The organism is Corynebacterium sp. HMSC066C02, assembly GCF_001814945.1.
GTDB lineage: Bacteria > Actinomycetota > Actinomycetes > Mycobacteriales > Mycobacteriaceae > Corynebacterium > Corynebacterium aurimucosum.
Genome location: NZ_KV818450.1, coordinates 147,058 through 165,988, shown reverse-complemented (window position 1 = coordinate 165,988; position 18,931 = coordinate 147,058). Strand labels below are relative to the sequence as shown.

General features: G+C 59.2%; 18 protein-coding genes. 15 read left to right on the top strand and 3 right to left on the bottom strand.

The window, feature by feature from the left end; all coding sequences use genetic code 11:
- Positions 1-234: 234 nt before the first annotated feature.
- The gene (locus HMPREF2996_RS06155; RefSeq protein ID WP_070730550.1) at positions 235-1,170 is read right to left on the bottom strand and encodes a biotin--[acetyl-CoA-carboxylase] ligase; all 936 of its coding nucleotides are present in this window, start codon (positions 1,168-1,170) and stop codon (positions 235-237) included.
- Between the two features lie 42 nt (positions 1,171-1,212).
- A complete protein-coding gene (locus HMPREF2996_RS06150) occupies positions 1,213-1,869 on the bottom strand; it encodes a hypothetical protein (RefSeq protein WP_246822991.1) in 657 nt (218 codons plus the stop codon).
- Between the two features lie 48 nt (positions 1,870-1,917).
- Here HMPREF2996_RS06150 and HMPREF2996_RS06145 point away from each other — a divergent pair, with 48 nt between their 5' ends.
- The 15 genes from HMPREF2996_RS06145 (at position 1,918) to HMPREF2996_RS06075 (ending at position 17,448) form a co-directional block, all read left to right on the top strand.
- Positions 1,918-2,907, top strand: a complete 990-nt coding sequence (locus tag HMPREF2996_RS06145) for an ABC transporter ATP-binding protein (RefSeq protein ID WP_070730548.1) — start codon at positions 1,918-1,920, stop codon at positions 2,905-2,907.
- Positions 2,908-3,033: 126 nt separating this feature from the next.
- Positions 3,034-4,323, top strand: coding sequence for an ABC transporter substrate-binding protein (locus HMPREF2996_RS06140; RefSeq protein ID WP_070730547.1), 1,290 nt, complete (start codon positions 3,034-3,036; stop codon positions 4,321-4,323).
- Between the two features lie 195 nt (positions 4,324-4,518).
- Positions 4,519-5,496: a carbohydrate ABC transporter permease gene (locus HMPREF2996_RS06135; RefSeq protein WP_070710888.1), complete on the top strand. Its 978-nt coding sequence runs from the start codon at positions 4,519-4,521 to the stop codon at positions 5,494-5,496.
- Entirely contained in the window at positions 5,493-6,314 is an 822-nt protein-coding gene (locus HMPREF2996_RS06130) for a carbohydrate ABC transporter permease (protein WP_070730546.1), read from the top strand. Before HMPREF2996_RS06135 ends, HMPREF2996_RS06130 begins: the two co-directional genes overlap by 4 nt.
- Entirely contained in the window at positions 6,314-6,499 is a 186-nt protein-coding gene (locus HMPREF2996_RS06125) for a hypothetical protein (RefSeq protein WP_070446358.1), read from the top strand. Before HMPREF2996_RS06130 ends, HMPREF2996_RS06125 begins: the two co-directional genes overlap by 1 nt.
- Complete coding sequence (treS, locus tag HMPREF2996_RS06120; protein ID WP_070730544.1) at positions 6,496-7,998, top strand: maltose alpha-D-glucosyltransferase; 1,503 nt, start codon at positions 6,496-6,498, stop codon at positions 7,996-7,998. The genes HMPREF2996_RS06125 and treS overlap by 4 nt, the downstream gene beginning before the upstream one ends.
- A gap of 160 nt (positions 7,999-8,158) precedes the next feature.
- A complete protein-coding gene (locus HMPREF2996_RS06115; RefSeq protein WP_070446363.1) occupies positions 8,159-8,431 on the top strand; it encodes a hypothetical protein in 273 nt (90 codons plus the stop codon).
- A 203-nt stretch (positions 8,432-8,634) separates the two neighbouring features.
- Entirely contained in the window at positions 8,635-10,590 is a 1,956-nt protein-coding gene (locus tag HMPREF2996_RS06110; RefSeq protein ID WP_070446365.1) for a beta-glucoside-specific PTS transporter subunit IIABC, read from the top strand.
- Positions 10,591-12,030, top strand: coding sequence for a 6-phospho-beta-glucosidase (locus HMPREF2996_RS06105; RefSeq protein ID WP_070730542.1), 1,440 nt, complete (start codon positions 10,591-10,593; stop codon positions 12,028-12,030).
- An 81-nt stretch (positions 12,031-12,111) separates the two neighbouring features.
- Positions 12,112-12,966: a PRD domain-containing protein gene (locus HMPREF2996_RS06100; protein WP_070446369.1), complete on the top strand. Its 855-nt coding sequence runs from the start codon at positions 12,112-12,114 to the stop codon at positions 12,964-12,966.
- A 135-nt stretch (positions 12,967-13,101) separates the two neighbouring features.
- The gene (locus HMPREF2996_RS06095; protein WP_070446371.1) at positions 13,102-14,715 is read left to right on the top strand and encodes an acyl-CoA carboxylase subunit beta; all 1,614 of its coding nucleotides are present in this window, start codon (positions 13,102-13,104) and stop codon (positions 14,713-14,715) included.
- Positions 14,716-14,775: 60 nt separating this feature from the next.
- The gene (locus tag HMPREF2996_RS06090; RefSeq protein WP_070446373.1) at positions 14,776-16,107 is read left to right on the top strand and encodes a carboxyl transferase domain-containing protein; all 1,332 of its coding nucleotides are present in this window, start codon (positions 14,776-14,778) and stop codon (positions 16,105-16,107) included.
- Positions 16,108-16,117: 10 nt separating this feature from the next.
- The gene (locus HMPREF2996_RS06085; RefSeq protein WP_070446375.1) at positions 16,118-16,312 is read left to right on the top strand and encodes an acyl-CoA carboxylase subunit epsilon; all 195 of its coding nucleotides are present in this window, start codon (positions 16,118-16,120) and stop codon (positions 16,310-16,312) included.
- A 4-nt stretch (positions 16,313-16,316) separates the two neighbouring features.
- Positions 16,317-16,913, top strand: a complete 597-nt coding sequence (locus tag HMPREF2996_RS06080) for a Maf family protein (RefSeq protein ID WP_070446377.1) — start codon at positions 16,317-16,319, stop codon at positions 16,911-16,913.
- A gap of 118 nt (positions 16,914-17,031) precedes the next feature.
- The gene (locus tag HMPREF2996_RS06075) at positions 17,032-17,448 is read left to right on the top strand and encodes a DUF3151 domain-containing protein (protein WP_070446379.1); all 417 of its coding nucleotides are present in this window, start codon (positions 17,032-17,034) and stop codon (positions 17,446-17,448) included.
- Between the two features lie 150 nt (positions 17,449-17,598).
- Here the strand turns inward: HMPREF2996_RS06075 and HMPREF2996_RS06070 are convergent, their stop codons facing one another.
- On the bottom strand, positions 17,599-18,735 hold the full coding sequence (locus HMPREF2996_RS06070) for a DUF4282 domain-containing protein (RefSeq protein ID WP_070446381.1): 1,137 nt from the start codon (positions 18,733-18,735) through the stop codon (positions 17,599-17,601).
- Positions 18,736-18,931 lie beyond the last annotated feature (196 nt).

Here is an 18,931-nt window from a genome sequence, read left to right as displayed (position 1 = left end):
CTTGCAGGCCCAGCTAAGGCTTCGCGCATGGCATTTCCTAAAAGGCGTCAGTCAAAAGGCGTCTTTGCCCCTGAAAACGCCATGTGGAGGCGTCCAAAAGGTGTCTTTGCCCCCAAAGACACCTTTTGACTAATGCCTTCTGACAGACGCCTTTTGAATAGCGCCATGTGTCGAGCACGGCGTCTTCTATGGGGCCTCGCCGGTCGACGCTTAGACGCCACGCAGCGCGGGCGACTAATTATCAGCCGGGCGAAGGTGGATGACATCACCCGCGGAGTAATACTCGCCGCCGACGTTGATGCGGCCATCATCGGCCACGCCCTCGACGGTGCCGATGACGTCGCCGGCCGGGGCTTCGAGGCGGACTTCCTGCCCGATGGAAGAACACACCTTACGGTAATCAGCCATAAGCTGTGGGTCCTGCTGCTCCCACTGGGTAATGCGGCGACGCAGGTTCTTCAGCACGGTAATCGCCAGCTGCGTGCGGTCGGTCTCAAGGCCTTCGAGCGCGAGCGCTGTCGCGGCCTCGATGGGCAGTTCCTCGCGGGTCAGGGTGACGTTGATGCCCATGCCCACGACCACGCGGGCTGAAGGCGGGTTCGCAGACTGAGTCTTGGGGGCGATTTCAGCTTTACTGACCTCGGCTTTGTTGATCTCTGCCTTATTAATCTCTGCTTTGTTGATCTCTGCCTTGTTGATCTCGGCTTTGTTCACCTCGGCTTTGTTCACCTCGGCCTTGTTGATTTCAGCCTTGGAAACTTCCGTCTTCGGAGCAGATTTGAAGGCCTCGCCCACTGGACCAGCCTCGGCGAGGATGCCGCACAGCTTCTTACCATCGATGTGCACGTCATTCGGCCACTTGAGTACCGCACCCTCTACGGAATCAGTCACGGCCAAGCCGGCAGCTAGCGGCAAAGTACCGAGGTGATCCAACGAATCCGGAAGGATGAGAACGGAAAAGATGAGCTGCGAGCCAGCCGGGCTCACCCACTGACGGCCCAATCGGCCCTTACCGGCAACCTGCTCATTAGCCAGCAATACGGTGCCATCAGCCACCTTGCCGGCCTGCATGAGATCGGTATTGGTGGAGCCAGTGGACTCGGTGTAATCGATAACAGCGAAGTCTTCGCTCAGCGCCTCGCGGATTCGGTCCATATCAAGTGCAGTCATGCACCCTAGGTTACCCGCCGGATCACTGCCGCCTCGAAGTAACTAAAAGTAATCCGGATTGGCCAGAATTGTGCGGGCAGTAGCATCGTCAAGACAGGTAGTCAGCACCGCCTGCGGCAACGCATGGGTGACCTGTTCAGGTGTGACGGTGATCTGCCGCGTATCCGCCAGGAAAGAAACAGTATCCCCGATCAACTTGTCGTAATCAGCGCGGTCTTGTGCCCCAAGGTTATCCGGCTTCCCTTCAGTCACCAGCACATAGCGAGTTGCTGGGGTAACCCATTCACAAACCCACTCGCCGTACTCTTGCAATTCCGAATCCGAGACATCCAGGCCCATCCCCTTCATGCTGGCACGCATGGTGGAGCGATTCACGTGGCCATTGTCCACCAACTGTGAGCGGACGTCAGATGCGTCGACAGTATCGGCAAAAATAGCGCGGAACACGGTATCGCGCTGCGTCTCTGCAGCCGAAGTCGTCGGCGATGTCGCGGACTCCTTCGAGGGCATCGTCGGGGAAGGCTCTTCCGAAGAAGATTTGGTAGTGGAGGTCAATGACTCCGTCGTAGTCTCCGAAGGTGCTGAAGACGCATCAGCAGTCCCAGTAGAAACGGTTGTCAGTGGCGCAAAGGACTCGGCGGATTCCGTACTGGAGCAACCGACCAAGAGCAGTGCGAGGAGTGGAGCGAACTTCTTCATAACAAATTCCAGCCTAATGCACGTGCCGCCGGGTGCTAGTGTGAGTTCATGGCAAAGGTCACTTTTGAGAACGTCGGCATCACCTATCCCCGTGCCGAGAACCCCACGGTCAAAGACCTCAATCTCGAGATTGCGGACGGCGAGTTTCTAGTCCTCGTCGGCCCGTCCGGCTGCGGTAAGTCCACCACCCTGCGCGCCCTCGCGGGGCTGGAGCCGGTCTCCAGCGGCCGCATCCTTATTGACGGCAAAGACGTCACGGGCCTTGAGCCAGGCGATCGCGATATCGCCATGGTCTTCCAGAACTACGCGCTCTACCCGCACCTCACCGTTGCCCAGAACATGGGCTTCGCCCTCAAGCTGGCCAAGATGCCCAAGGCTGAAATCAAAGCCAAAGTAGAAGAAGCAGCGAAGACCCTTGGGCTGACGGAGTACCTGCAGCGCAAGCCCAAAGACCTCTCCGGTGGTCAGCGTCAGCGCGTGGCCATGGGCCGCGCCATCGTGCGCGAGCCGAAGGCCTTCCTCATGGATGAGCCCCTGTCTAACCTCGACGCTAAGCTGCGCGTGCAAACCCGCGCGGAGCTGGCCAGCCTCCAACAGCGTCTCGGCGCCACCACTGTCTACGTCACCCACGACCAGGTGGAGGCCATGACCATGGGTGACCGCGTGGCCGTGCTCAAGGACGGTGTTCTGCAGCAAGTCGCGCCACCGCGCGAGCTCTACGACGCTCCCGCTAACGAATTCGTCGCCGGTTTCATTGGCTCCCCCGCGATGAACATATTCGACTACAACGGCGGCCGCGTCGGCGTTCGCCCGGAAAAAATGTTCATCAATAAGGGGCCGATTGGCTTCCAAGGCACGGTGGAGTTCGTGGAAGAGCTGGGCTCTGAGTCCTTCGTCTACGTCATGGTGGGCGAGCAGCGCTTCGTCGCCCGCGCGAGCGACAACGTTCCGCAGCGTGGTGAGAACGTCGTGCTGACCTTTAACCCCCGCGAGGCTCACCGCTTCGATCCGGAGACCGGCCAGCGTATTGAGGCTTAAGAAACACCACGGACAGGGGGTGATTTCACCCCCGTTTGAAGTGAATTAAAAGCCAAAACCACGTGCAGTGTGGGGATGATCCCCTATTTTGTAGTCATCAGAAGTTTTCCGAAAGGTGAATATTCAATGAAGAAGCCCTTCCTCCCCAGCTCGCTGCGTTCTGTCCGCCGCGGCGTTGTCGTCACCACCGCTGCACTCGCACTGACCTTGGCGGGTTGCTCCTCGAGCGACGAGGGATCGTCGTCAAGCACTGGCTCCGATGCCTCCTCGACTGATGGTGACGGCCGCGGCCCCATCACCTTCGCCATGGGCAAAAACGATACCGACAAGATCACGCCCATCATCGAGGCATGGAACGCCGAGCACCCAGATGAGAAGGTCGAGCTCAAGGAGCTCGCCGGCGAGGCCGACGCTCAGCGCGAGACCCTCGTGCAGTCCCTGCAGGCGGGCAACTCCGACTACGACGTCATGGCGCTGGACGTGGTCTGGACCGCGGACTTCGCCGCTAACCAGTGGCTGGCACCGCTAACCGGTGACCTTGAGGTGGACACCTCCGGGCTGCTGGAGCCCACCGTGGAGTCCGCCACCTACAACGACACCCTCTACGCGCTGCCGCAGAACACCAACGGCCAGCTGCTCTTCCGCAACACTGAGTTGGCGGACAAGGCTCCGGAGAAGTTCGCAGACATCGCTTCTGCCTGCGAGGCTCTCAAGGATGATGCTTCTTGCCTGACCACGCAGCTCAAGCAGTACGAGGGCCTCACCGTCAACACCGCCGGCTTCATCGAGGGCTGGGGCGGCTCCATCTTGGATGATGAGGGCAACGTCGCCGTTGACTCCGACGAGGCCAAGGAAGGCCTGCAGGCGCTTGTCGACGCCTACGAAGACGGCACCATCTCCAAGGACTCCACCGCCACAACGGAGGAGGAGACCAACCTCGCTTTCACTGAGGGCAAGACCGCTTTTGCCATCAACTGGCCGTACATGTACACCAATTCCGAAGAGGCTGGCGTGAAGTTTGAGGTCCAGCCGCTGGTGGGCAAGGACGGAGTCGGTGTCTCCACCCTCGGTGGCTACAACAACGGCATCAACATCAACTCCGAGCACAAGGCTACGGCCCTGGATTTCATGAAGTTCATCATCAACGAGGAGAACCAGAAGTCCTTCGCTGAGGCTTCCTTCCCGCCGGTGCTGGCCTCCATCTACGACGATGAGTCCCTCGTCGAGGAGTTCCCGTACCTTCCGGCTCTGAAGGAATCCCTGGAGAACGCCGCGCCGCGTCCGGTCTCCCCGTTCTACACCGCCATCTCCAAGGCCGTGCAGGATAACGCCTACGCGGCTCTGACCGCTGACAAGTCCGTCGATGACGCTACGAAGGACATGAAGGCCGCCATCGAGGCAGCCTCCCAGGGTTAATCTTCCCAGCGTGAAATGGGGGCGCGAGTAAGTCCACGTGACTTGCCCGCGCCTCCTTCTTTGATCTGGATTTAAACCAATGGGCATCAAGGTGCTCGCGCGCAGAGGATGTCCAGAGGATGTCTACGCCACCCGCTATGATTTTCCCCAACCCCCGATAACCCCTCCCCTATAAATCAGAAAGGCAGGCACCGCATGGCTGGAGCACCGCCTACCGCGCAGCCCCGCAGACAGTATCTGCGCGTTGCTGCGCTCATCGCGCCGGCGCTGATAGCGCTGGCCGTGGTCATCGGCTATCCCATCGTGCGCGCTGTGATGTTGTCCTTCCAGGGCAACAAGCGGCTTAACCCGACCACGGGTGTATTCGAGGAAGGCGCATTCGCAGGCCTCGAGAACTACCTGTACTGGATCACCAATCGCTGTATGTCTGCCACCGGCCAGGCCAGCACGTGCCCGGATGGCGTCATCGCCACTGATTTCTGGCCGGCACTTAAGATCACGCTCTTTTTCACCGTGGTCACGGTGACCCTGGAAACGATTTTGGGCATGTTCATGGCGCTGGTGATGAACGGCGAATACCGCGGTCGCGGCCTCGTGCGCGCGGCGGTGCTGGTTCCCTGGGCCATTCCCACCGCAGTCACCGCGAAGCTATGGCAGTTCATGTTTGCACCGGATGGCATCGTTAACGCGCTCATCGGCTCGCGCATCGCATGGACCACGGACCCGTTCTATGCCCGCCTCGCGGTGATTATCGCTGATGTGTGGAAGACCGCCCCGTTCATGGCACTGCTCATCCTGGCAGGCCTGCAGATGATTCCGCGCGATGTCTATGACGCAGCACGCGTGGACGGCGCCTCGCGTATCCAAACCTTCTTCACCATCACCCTGCCACTGGTGCGGCCAGCACTCATGGTGGCCATCCTCTTCCGTACGCTGGATGCGCTGCGCATGTACGACCTACCGGTCATCATGATCTCCGCTTCCTCCAACGCGCCGACGGCCACCATTTCCCAGCTGGTGGTGGAAGACATGCGCCAGGGCCACTTCAACTCAGCCTCCGCGCTGTCCACACTCATCTTCCTGCTTATCTTCACCGTCGCGTTCATCCTCGTCCGTTTCCTCGGCGCTGATATCTCCGGTACTGCTCGCCAGAAGAAGGAGAAGAAGTCATGAAAAAGCTTGGCCACTACCTCGGCATCCTCTTCATCATGTTCTGGGGGCTCGCGCCCTTCTACTGGATGGTTGTCACCGCCTTGCGGCACAAGTCCCATACCTTCGACACCACCCCGTGGCCCACGCACGTGACCTTGGACAACTTCCGGGATGCACTGGCAACAGACAAGGGCAATGACTTTCTCAATGCCTTGGGCAATTCCTTGCTCATCTCTCTGGTCACGACCGCTGTCGCAGTCCTCATCGGGGTGTTCACCGCCTATGCGCTAGCTCGCTATGACTTCCCTGGAAAAGGTATCGTCACCGGCATCATCCTGGCCGCCTCGATGTTCCCGGCCATCGCGTTGGTGACCCCGCTTTTCCAGCTCTTTGGCAACCTCGAGTGGATTGGCACCTACCGCGCGATGATCATTCCGAATATCTCCTTCGCGCTGCCCCTGACTGTCTACACGCTGCTGAGCTTCTTCCGTCAGCTGCCCTGGGAGCTGGAGGAAGCTGCCCGCGTGGACGGCGCTTCCCGCGGTCAAGCTTTCCGCCTCGTGCTCCTGCCCCTGGCCGCGCCCGCGCTGTTTACCACCGCCATCATCGCTTTCATCACAACGTGGAACGAGTTCATGCTGGCCAAGCAGCTATCCACCACTGCTACTGAGCCGGTGACCGTGGCTATCGCGCGTTTCTCGGGCCCCTCGGCCTTCGAGTACCCCTATGCCGCCACCATGGCCGCGGGCGCGCTGGTAACGGTTCCGCTCATCATCATGGTGCTCATCTTCCAGCACCGCATCGTCGCCGGCCTCACCGCCGGAGGTGTCAAGGCTTAATGCGCCGTGAACTGCTATGGGACACCGCGCTGGGATTCGTTGGCTTCTTTGCCTTCCTAGCGCTGGTGCAAGCAGTCCTCAATCTTTTTCACCCCTCCCCCGCCATCTGGCCGGGGCTCCTGGCGGGCGCGCTGTGCCTGGCGGAGTTTCTGCTGTGGCGGGCCAAACGGAAGGATCTCCGATGACCTGGCACGATAACGCCATTTTCTACCAGGCCCTCGTGGGCTCGTACAAGGACACCCACGGCGAAGGCGTTGGCACGCTACGTGGAGTTATTGAGAAGCTGGATTACCTCAAGTGGCTCGGAGTGGACTGCCTGTGGCTCTCCCCGTTCTATGCTTCCCCGCTGCGCGATGACGGCTATGACATCGCCAACTACTACTCCATTCACCCTGACTACGGCACGATGGAAGACTTTGACGAGCTCGTCACCGAACTTCACGCTCGTGGCATGCGCCTCATGACGGATTTGGCTTTCAACCACACCTCTACCGATCATCCGTGGTTCCAGGCCTCCCGCACCGATCCGGAAGGCCCTTACGGCGACTATTACGTGTGGGGCGATGATCCCCTGCGTTACCCCGAGATCCGCATTATCTTCACCGATACGGAAACCTCGAATTGGGCATGGGACCCGGAGCGCAAGCAGTATTACTTCCACCGCTTCTACTCACACCAGCCGGACCTAAACTACGACAACCCGAAGGTCCACGAGGAAGTCTTCAAGATTCTTTCCTTCTGGCTAGATAAGGGCGTGGACGGCTTCCGCCTCGATGCCATCGCCTACCTGTACGAGCGTGATGGGGTGGGCGGCGAGTCTCTGCCGGAGACGGTCGAGTTTGTGGAGAAGGTCCGCGCCTTCATCGACGAGAATTACCCCGAGGCCATCATGATCGCGGAGGCTAACCAGCCGCCCGAAGAAACCATGGAGTTTTACGGCACGGGCAATCGCTTCCACATGGTGTTCAACTTCCCAGTGATGCCGCGGCTTTACCAAGCCCTCGCGCTGGGGGACGCCACACCGGTCTACGACATCATGGCGGAGCTTCCAGAGCTTCCCCAGGGCTGTCAGTGGGGCACCTTCCTGCGTAACCACGACGAGCTGACCCTAGAAATGGTCGACGAGGACCAGCGCGCCATCATGTACGAGCACTACCTGCCGGATGAGCAGATGCGCGCCCACGTGGGCATCGCGCGGCGCCTCGCGCCACTGTTGGGCAATGATTACCGCAAGATTGAGCTTTTTTATTCACTTCTCATGACGCTGCCGGGCGCGCCTTTTTTGTATTACGGCGATGAAATCGGCATGAACGATGCCTCCGAGTTGCCCGACCGCGATGCCGTGCGCACGCCCATGCAATGGGAGCCCGGTGAGGGCGCAGGTTTCACTACATCCGCTCACCCGCGCCGTCCCATCGTCGGCGGCGTAGGGGTCTCAGTGAAAGAGCAGCTTGCCGACGACTCCTCGCTCCTCCACCGCCTCCGCGGTCTAATCCAGCAGCGTAAGGCACATCCGGAACTCGGCACCGCACCTTTCGAAGCCGTGGAAACCGGTCAGACGGGCGTTCTGGGATTCCAGCGCGGTGAGTTGTTGTGCCTGCACAACTTCACGGATCAGACCGTCGACCTAGGCCCTGTGGAGCTCGGGCCCTATGGCTACGCCTGGCTGCCCATTGAGGCTTAAAAGGCGCTCGTTTCTCACCTCATATTTCGCGCTAGGTTAACTGAAAGTTAACTTGCCATGAACGAAAGCTAGCTTTTAGAGAACTTTACCTATATAGTTGGTTTAACCCCATGATGCGGACGGCCGCATCATTACGACAAGAAATAGAGAGGTGAGCCAAATGAATACCCTGACCGGATTCCTTTCCGCCATCACTAACGAATTCAAGAGCGCCACCGGAATCAACCTTGACACGGTGCACCCGGCGCCGCTGGTATCGCAGATCGCCGAAGATCTGCACAAGCACGGCCTCGTCCCAGCCACCCGCACCGACATCGAAGAGTCCTACGCGGCGCTGACCAACTCCTTTCCCAGCGAAGAGGATCTCACAGAGGTTGAACTCTTCCTTTACAACCTCGGCTGGCTAGCCGACGCTCCAGATAAAGCCGCTTAATCCACATCACAACTAGCCCCTCTTGTGCCCTGCCACAAGAGGGGCTATAGTTTCACATATCGGCTATCAGGCCTGTTACTCGCAAGAGGCAAGAACCTGAAGCGGAATCCCCCTTTAACGAAAGGGACTTCAGCTTCATTGCTCTCGCGAGTCTTTTTCGTTTTGGGACTTTTCGAAAGCCTAAGAACGAAAGTGAGGACATCATGACCGCCCCGGTACGTGATTATCCAAAGCTTGCCCACGACATCATCACTCTGGTCGGCGGGCCATCTAACATCACAGGAATTGCTCGGTGCGCCACTCGCCTGCGCCTCGTCCTGAAGAGCACTCCCGAAGACGCCCACACCAAGATTGAAAATCTGCCCGGCGTCATCACAACCGTCGAGAAGGGAGGGCAGTTCCAAATCGTCATCGGCAACCGCGTGGGAGAGGTCTACGAAGCTGCCATTGATCAGCTAGGAATCGATCCTAATGAACAGCAGATTGATGACGAGGACAATAAACCCACCCTCATGAACCGCATCATCGCTATGATGTCGGCGGTTTTTGCCCCCTTCATTTACGTACTCGCCGCAGCGGGCCTTATCCAAGGTGCGCTCATCCTCATCACTGCCGCCTGGCCGGAGTTTGGTGAGACAGGTACATACGAGATTTTCTCGCTCATGAGCTGGGCGCCTTTTACTTTCCTCCCCATCCTCATCGCGATCACCGCCTCGCAATTCTTCAAGACCAACACATTCATCTCTGTCGCCGCCGTTGGCGCTCTCGTCGCCCCAGAAATGGCCGACATTGCCTCACGTGTGGCCGAGGGCGAACACATTTCGCTTTTCGGTTTTGGATTGAGCGAGACCACATACACCTCAACTGTGCTTCCACCCCTTTTCGTCGTGTGGGGATTGTCTTACCTCGAAAGGTTTTTCCGGAAGCACCTACCTGAGGTCATCACGCAGCTGTTTACCCCGCTGTTCTGCCTCATCATCGCCGTGCCACTCACTGTTCTGATTATTGGCCCTCTATCCAACCAGGGCGCAATTCTCATTGCAGACGGTTTCAACTGGTTGGTCGATGTTGCTCCCCCTGTCGCCGCAGCCATGGTAGGTGGTTTCTGGCAGGTAATCGTCATTTTTGGTGTGCACTGGGGCGTTACCCCAATGGTCCTCGCGAACTTTGAACAGTATGGCTCAGACCCCTTCCAGGCCTTCCAGACCGCTGCGGTGATTGCTCAGGTTGGAGCGGCCTTCGGAGTCTTCCTCAAGTCTCGCAGCCCCGAAATGAAGAAGGTCGCCGCATCCGCTTCCCTGACCGGCGTCTTCGGCATCACTGAACCCGCTATTTATGGCGTTACACTCCGCCTAAAGAAGCCATTCATTGTGGGCTGTGTCGCGGGTGCGGCAGGCGCCATTGTGGTGTCCCTCTTCGGTTCCCTGCAATACGTCTATGCAGGACTACCTGGCGTGCTCACCATCATGAATGCCTACGAACCTGGAACGAACTCGCTCATGGGAGAGATTATTGGCTGCGCTGTAGCATTCTTCGGAGCCGTCATCGGCGTCTACTTTGTTGGTTTCACGGATGTGCTCGCCGAGGCCCCTGCCGAAGCAACCGACAGCTCCCCCGATTCCGATGCCGCATCCGCTGAATACCACAACCAGCTCTCCCAAAAAGAGACCGTCTTCCACATCTCAAGCCCTGTGACTGGCACAGTTCTCGCTCTTAACGAGGTGGACGATCCGGTCTTTGCACAGGGCACCATGGGCGAGGGCGTGGCCGTAGAACCGACCGACAACAAGGTTTACGCGCCCTTCGATGGCACTGTTGCGACAGTCCTTCCATCCAAACACGCTGTAGGGATCATTTCAGATGACGGCGTTGAAGTTCTGGTCCACATCGGCCTAGACACGGTCGCGCTCAAGGGAAAGCCATTCACCAGTCACGTTACAAAGGGACAGCGCGTCGAAGAAGGAGACTTATTGGTTGAATTTGATGCTCAATCGATTACCCAAGCCGGCTTTTCACTCACTACGCCAGTAATCATCACGAATACGAAGAAATTCGCTGATGTCATCATCCATCCATCAACCCGTACCACTCATGGAAACGAGCTCATGGCCGTTGAAGCCAAGTCCTCGAACCAGACTCAAGCAGAAGGAGCCAAGTAAATGACCACGTCACTCAATCCGGATTTCCTCTGGGGTGGCGCTGTTGCTGCACACCAATTCGAAGGCGGCTGGAACAAGGGCGGTAAAGGCCCCTCCGTCGTCGACGTCCTCACCGCTGGTGCCCACGGAGTTCCCCGCCGCGTCACCGAAACCATCGAAGCCAACGAGTTCTACCCCAACCACGAAGCAATCGATTTCTACGGTCGCTTCCGCGAAGACATCAAACTTTTCGCAGAAATGGGACTCAAATGCTTCCGCACGTCAATTGCCTGGTCCAGGATTTTCCCGCAGGGCGATGAGCTTGAGCCCAATGAAGAAGGACTCAAGTTCTATGACGAGGTCTTCGACGAGCTTCTTAAGTACGGTATCGAGCCCGTCATCACATTAAGCCACTTCGAGATTCCCCTTCACCTCGCTCGTGAATACGGCGGTTTCCGTAACCGCAAGCTCGTGGAATTCTTTGAGCGCTTCGCACGAGTATGCTTCGAGCGCTACCACAAGAAGGTCAAGTACTGGATGACCTTCAACGAGATCAACAACCAAATGAATGTGGATAACCCGCTTTTCCTTTGGACCAACTCGGGCGTGACCATCGCCGAAGGTGAAAACCCCCAGCAGGTGCTGTACCAGACCGCGCACAACTGCCTGCTCGCCTCCGCACGTGCCGTAGCAGTAGGGCACGAGATCAATCCCGACCTACAGATTGGCGCCATGGTTGCCATGGTCCCGGTGTACCCGTACAGCTGCAATCCCTCAGACATCATGGCCGCCGAAATTGCTAGCCGCGATCGATACTTCTTCCCCGATGTACAAATCCGCGGCTCTTACCCGGCCTATGCTCTGAAGAAATTTGAGCGAGAGGGAATTAACCCAGGATTCCAAGAAGGCGACGACGAGATTCTCCGCAACGGCACCGTCGACTACCTCGGGTTCTCCTACTACATGTCCAACACCGTTAAACACGATGCAGTGGCCGACGCTGGTTCCTCGGTCAACGGCGGATTGCCCAATTCAGTAGACAATCCGTATATCAAGTCCTCTGATTGGGGCTGGCCAATCGATCCACAAGGGCTGCGCTACTCCCTCAATTCCCTTTACAACCGCTACCAAAAGCCACTTTTCATTGTGGAAAACGGCTTCGGTGCGGTCGATAACGCGGAAGCCGATGGTTCCATCCACGATGAGGCCCGCATCGACTATCTGCGCAATCACATCGCGGCAGTAAAGGAGGCCGTCCTCGAAGACGGCGTCGATCTCCTGGGCTACACCCCGTGGGGAATCATCGACCTAGTTTCCTTCACCACCGGTGAAATGAAGAAGCGCTACGGAATGATCCACGTCGATCGCGATAATGAGGGCAATGGCACTCTGGCCCGCTCAAAGAAGGATTCTTTCGAGTGGTACCGAAATGTCATAGTTTCCAACGGAGCTGAACTCTAGGTTTTCACCGCCTAAATCAGGGCACGGTGGCGCACAACTTGGCTTTCAAGCCTGCGCCACAGTGCCCTGTACCCTGATTCTATGAACGTCATCCGCGCACTCAACAACAACGCCGTTCTTTGCACTGATGCACAAGGCATTCAAGCCATCTGCTTAGGCAAAGGGATCGGCTTCAGCCGAAAGCTTGGCGATGAAATCCAGGATGATGCTGTGGAGCAAGTTTTCCGCCCGAACTCCGCTCATCCCATTGCAAACCTCACCGCGCTACTCTCTGAGCTCCCGCTGGAAATCGTCAGCCTTGTCGCAGATTTCATTAGCGCTCACTCGAAGGTCAAGGAACCCCAGCTTCTAGTTTTAGGGCTGGCAGATCATATTTCCTTCGCAATCGAACGAGAAAAAGGCGGAATCAAGTTCAACTACCCACTGATGTGGGAAGTATCCACTCTGTACCCAGAGGAATTTGAACTAGGACTAAAGCTCCTAGACCAAGTTGAAGAAGCCACCTCTGTCCGTCTAGCCCGCGATGAAGCTGCTGCCATAGCGATGCATTTCATCAACGCGCAATTCGTTGATGGGGATATGACAATGGCAGAGAACATCACGAAGGAGATTTCCGCCCTTCTCGATGTGGTCTCTTCGCAGCTCCAGTGCCAACTACAGCCCAGTTCCCCCACAGTCACACGGTTCGTCACGCACCTGCGTTACCTCTTCGTCCGTTTGAACACTCCGAACCGGGAAGCTGACGCACCGTTGCATTCAATGCTTGCAGCTATCGAACATGATGATGCTGCTGCAGTGCGCATCGCCCGTCTAGTCCGTTCCAAATTAGAAGGTCAGGGCCATGCAATTAATGACAATGAGCTGGCCTATATCGCCTTACACGTCGCACGTCTGCGCAGTGCTCTTGGGAGTAGGCAAGGAGGCGAGCTCAATTAAATACCCCTAAAACGCCGTTTGCGAGGAAACACTCATCTTTCCCACCCCGCCTACCTGCACAAACGCGGGCTGTGAGGGAAATCACCCGCGCGCCGCTATACATTCCTATACAAAACTTCTCTACACTGTCGAAACATGACTATTTCCTCACATTTGTCGGAGCTTGACTCCCTGAGCGCCGACACCACCGCAGGCAAGATCGCTGAACTGAAGAGGCGTCGCGAAGCAGCGGCGCAGCCCATGGGTACAAAAGCCCACGACAAGGTCCACGCCCAGGGCCGCCTCACCGCGCGTGAGCGCTTGGACTACCTCCTCGATGAAGGCTCCTTCGTGGAGACCGACATGCTCGCCGTGCACCGCACCACGGACTTCGGCATGGGCAAGAAGCGCCCGCTGACCGATGGCATCGTCACCGGTTGGGGAACCATCGACGGCCGCGAGGTCTGCATCTTCTCCCAGGACGGAACCGTCTTCGGCGGCGCCCTCGGCGAAGTCTACGGCGAGAAAATGATCAAGATCATGGAGCTGTCCATCACCACCGGCCGCCCACTCATTGGCCTGTACGAGGGCGCCGGCGCCCGCATCCAGGATGGCGCCGTGTCCCTGGACTGGATTGCCAAGACCTTCTACCAAAACGTCAAGGCCTCCGGCGTCGTCCCACAAATCTCCGTCATCATGGGTGCTTGCGCCGGCGGCAACGCCTACTCCCCCGCACTGACCGACTTCGTGGTGATGGTGGATGAGAAGTCCAAGATGTTCGTCACCGGGCCCGACGTCATCAAGACCGTCACCGGTGAAGAAGTCAGCCAGGAAGAACTCGGCGGCGCCGGCATCCACATGCATAAGTCCGGCACCTCGCACTACACCGCTTCTAGCGACGAGGAAGCGCTCGATTGGGTACACGACCTACTGACCTACCTGCCCTCCAATAACCGCCAGCTGACCCCGGTTGAGCCCTACGAGGAGCTGGGCGAAGAAACCGTCGACGACCTCGTGCTGGATAGCATCATCCCGGATTCCCCGAACCAGCCCTATGACGTCAAGGAGATCATCGAGGCTCTCACCGATGACGGCGATTTCCTGGAGATCCAAGCCGACCGCGCCGATAACGTGGTCACCGCCTTCGGCCGCATCGAAGGGCGCACCGTGGGGTTCGTGGCCAACCAGCCCCAGGTCTTCGCCGGCTGCCTCGACATCAATTCTTCGGAGAAGGCCGCGCGCTTCGTGCGCACCTGCGATGCCTTTAATATCCCGATCATTATGCTGGTCGACGTCCCCGGCTTCCTCCCCGGCGCCGACCAGGAACACGATGGCATCCTGCGCCGCGGCGCCAAGCTGCTCTACGCCTACGCCGAAGCCACCGTTCCGAAGATCACCGTCACCCTGCGCAAGGCCTACGGCGGCGCTTACTGTGTGATGGGCTCCAAGGGACTGGGAGCGGACGTCAACCTGGCTTGGCCCACCGCCCAGATCGCGGTCATGGGCGCTGCCGGCGCCGTCGGTTTTATCTACCGCAAGGAGATCAAGGCTGCCCACGAGAAGGGCCTCGACGTAGCTGAACTGACCAAGTCCTTCGAGCGCGAATACGAAGACCACATGCTCAACCCGTATAAGGCAGCGGAGCGCGGGCTTATCGACGCCGTCATTCTCCCCTCTGAAACCCGCAGTGCAATCGCCAAAAATCTGCGCTTCTTCACGGACAAGAATGTGGCCCGCCCGGCACGCAAGCACGGCAACATCCCGCTTTAGGCTGCGCTCGGAACGAGCGCAGCGTAGTGCAGAAGACGCACTGTATTACACTAGTGTCCCATGACTGACTTGAAGACGACCGCTGGCAAGATCGAGGACCTGAGCGCCAAGCTCACCGAGTCCCGGGCGCCGCAGGGAGAGGTTCCTGCGGCCCGCAGCGCCATCGAGGCGCTCTTTGACGCCGGATCCTTCGTGGAGACCGACGCGCTCGCTCGCCACCGCTCCACCGAGTTCGGCCGCGAGCACATCCGTCCTTACACCGATGGCGTCGTCACCGGCTTCGGCACTGTCGATGGCCGCAAGGTCTGCGCCTATGCGCAGGACGCCTCGCTTTTCGACGGCACCATGGGCGAGGTCTATGGCGAAAAGGTCACCAAGCTTTATGACCTGGCCATTAAGACCGGCGTGCCCATCGTCGCACTCGTCGCCAGCGATAAGCCCCGCGCCCAGGAGGGCATTGTCTCCTCCGCCATGCAGGCCCGCATCCTGGCCCGCGCCACCACCGCTTCCGGCCTCATCCCGCAGGTCACGACAGTCTACGCGGACTCCAAGGAGGCCTCGCTCGTAGCCGCGCTGTCGGATGTCGTCATTGCTCCGGACGGTGACCTGCAGGCGGATGGGGAGCACGAGGTGAACGTCGCCAAGCGCGTGCTCTCCTACCTGCCTTCCAATAACCGTGCCGCCGCTCCCCGCACCGAGGCCACCATCGTTGCGGGCTCTGTGGAGGAGAACATTACCGACGCCGACCACGCCCTCGATACCCTCGTGGGAGATGACGGCGCCGTCGATCTCGCCGACGTGGTCACCGCCACCTGCGAGGATGTTTTCGAGCTCGGCGCCCAGGTGCGCGGTGTCTTCACCGGCTTCGGTCGCGTGGAGGGCCGCACCGTGGGCATCATCGCCAACCGCGACTCCTTCGATGCGGAAGCTGCCGCTAAGGCCGCGCGTTTCATCCGCCTCTGCGATGCCTTCAATACCCCCATTATCGAGTTCGTCGACTCCCCGGCGCTGGATGTGGAGAAGGCAGCGCTGGCCAAGCTGGTGCACGCCTACTCCGCGGCGAGCGTAGGCAAGATCAGTGTCATCGTCCGCCGCGCGCACGGCACCGGCTACATCGCTTTCGGCTCCAAGGAACTCGGTGCGGACCTGTCCTATGCGTGGCCGACGGCCGAGATCTCAGTGGCCGATGCCCCTGCACTGGCCGCAGAGCTAGAGCTGAGCGAGGAGGAGGCCGCCGCCTACCTGACCCCGTACCAGGCCGCTGAGCGTGGTCTCGTCGATTCCGTCATTACCCCGGCAGCCACCCGCGGCTCCCTCATCGAGGGCCTGCGCCTGCTGGATCGCAAGATTATTCCAACCCTGCCGAAGAAACACGGCAATATCGTTTTGTAGAGGTTTCCCTATGACCGCTTCCCTGTTTACCGTTCTGCGCGGCAACCCCACCGACGCTGAGGTGGCGGCCCTGTCCACGGTGCTCAGCCAGCTCGACTCTGAGGCGCGCGCCAAGGCCGCCGATATCCACTCCGAGCGCGACCTGTGGGGCCAGCCGGGTGACGTATTCAACCCGTCCGCCTTCCGCAACGTCCGCTACTACTAAGCGCATGCGCCTGGTTCTAGCTTCCCAGTCCCCCTCCCGCCTGTCCATCCTGCGGGGTGCGGGCGTGGAACCCGTCATCGCCCCGGCCCACGTGGATGAGCGGGCCATCGAGGAGCGCCTGGCGGGTGCTGAGCCCGCCGAGATCGTCTGTGCGCTGGCTACTGCTAAGGCAGAGGCTATTGCTCCTGACTATCCCGAGGACGTCGTGGTGGGCGGGGATTCCATGCTGCTTCTCGACGGCTCCCTCCAAGGCAAACCCCATACCCCCGAGGCCACCGTGGAGCGCTGGCACGCGCAGGCCGGGCGCGCCGCGGAGCTCATCACCGGCCATTGCGTGCTGCGGGGCGATAAGCGCTTCGTAGAAGCCTCGCGCACGACGGTGCACTTTGCCCAGGCTTCGAACGCCGATATCGAGGCCTACGCCCGCACCGGCGAGCCACTCGAATGCGCCGGCGCCTTTACCTTGGAAGCCCTCGGCGGCTGGTTCATCGACCGCATTGAGGGCGATCCCTCCTCCGTTATCGGCCTTTCGCTACCAGTGCTGCGCCGCGCGCTGTATTTCTTTGGGCTCAACGTTTCCGATTTCTGGGCTCAGCACTAATTCTGGGCGAGCCCTTCTAGTTCCGGGCGAACCTTCCAGGTTCGCCCTTCCAGGTTCGCCCCTTTCAAGGTTCGCCCCCTCTGGTGGCCGTGGCGCCACATGGCTAGAGTGGGGCGGCATGGAAATGAAAGATATGCTCGCTCCCCCGCCCATCAAGCTGCCCGCCGATCCGGGTGCTGACAGTACCTCCGATCTCACCGCCGGAATCGTCGCCCACCCGGATTCCCCGCTGCTCTGGGCTCTGCTGGCGGAACAGGAACTAGACAAGAACAAGGGTGCTGAGCCCACCGCTTTCATCACCGCCTACGCCTATGCGCGTACCGGCTACCACCGCAGCCTCGACCGCCTGCGCGGCAATGGTTGGAAGGGCTGGGGCCCTGTCCCCTTCTCCCACGAGCCCAACCAGGGTGTGCTGCGCGCGATTGCCGCGCTGGGCCATGCTGCGAAGGCCATCGGTGAGGACGCGGAGTATGACCGCATCCGCCAGATGCTTTCCGACGCCGACCCCGAGTCCGTCGCCGCGCTGCTGGACTAAGCAGCTCGGCCAGCCCGACTGGCTAGGAACAACGCCACTCTGCTCGCCGCGTAAACCGCGGCGGCCCCTGCATAGAAAAATCCCGCGGACCTCGAATACTGAGGCCGCGGGATTTGTTTGTCTGCCCTACAGCAGCGCGGAGAGTGACTTTTAAGCCTTATCGCCATCCGCCTTGGCAACCAGATCGCCGGTGTTCTGCGCGGTGCGGATGTTTGCCACGAAGAACTCCAAGATCAATCGGAACTGGATGACGTAAAAAAGGAAGGTGATTCCGCCGAAGATCACAGCACCGAGGAACGCAAGGATTCCCAAAAGAACGCTATCAGCGAAAAACGCGAAGGAGAAGAGGATCGTTCCTACCCAGAAGACTGCTGACAAAATGACGAGCAGCATATAAATGAAGGACGAGAACTTCAGGGTGATAAAGTTGCTGAAAGAGAAGTCAAACAGCGCCTTGAAGAATCCCGTGCCCTTGGAAGAACCGCCATTCGGCGCAGCCTGCTGCGGGTACTGATTCTGCGGGGAGGCCGCAAAGGGCGAGTTCTGCTGGCCAAAGCCCTGCTGCTCCTGGGTGCCGAAACCTTGCTGTCCTTGGGAGCCGAAACCTTGCTGCTCCTGTGCACCGAAGCCCTGGTTCTGCTGGGAGTAGCTACCAAAACCGGACGTGGAGTTGGAGTGAGAGGCCTGGCTACCGAAACCATTGCTTGACTGCTGCCCAAAGCCATGGCCCTGGTTGGATTCCGTCTGCGCACCACCGCCAAAGCCGTCGTTGCCATAGCCGTTAGTGCCGTAGCCGTTGTCGCTGTGGCTCTGGTTCGAGTTCGTCGACTCAGCGGCATGCTCGGCGCCAGCACCACTATCGGTGTTGTAGGAAGCATAGGAGGCGCCAAAGGAGTCCTGGGTGGAGTGGGTGTCCTGGTCCTTAGCGGACTCGGATGCGGGCTCAGCAGAAGCAAAGCCTTCGCTAAACGTGCTGTCCTTAGCTTCGCGGTCAGTGTCCGGCTGCGAATCCTGGGAAGAGGCGCTACCAAACGAGGAAGTCTCAGCGGAGTTCTCGGAGTAATCGCCGTATCCTGCCTGGCCACCCCAGCCAAAGCCGGAGTTCGAATCCTGGGCATTCCAGCCAGACGCCGAGCTATCCTTGTTGGACTGGGGGCTGCCGTAGCCGCCAAAGCTACCGAAGTTATCGTTCCCAGAGTTCTCGCCGTGGGAACCGTTAAAGCTGTTATCGCCCACGTTGCTATCGCTGTTGTCGGCGTTCTCACCAAACTGGTTGGGGTTCGTCATTATTCCTTAGACCTTTCGGAGAATCATCGATTTTCGCAGCACGCTACAGCACTACACTGGCGCAATTTTTACCCCTTCGAACGTACCTGAGATCTCGCTCACCGGCAGCCCGGCTCGGGGAATAAGCCCCAAGAAAATGCAAATTTCCCCTGCCGCGGCAGGGGAAACTCGATAAGGCTAGCGCGAAAATAAACGC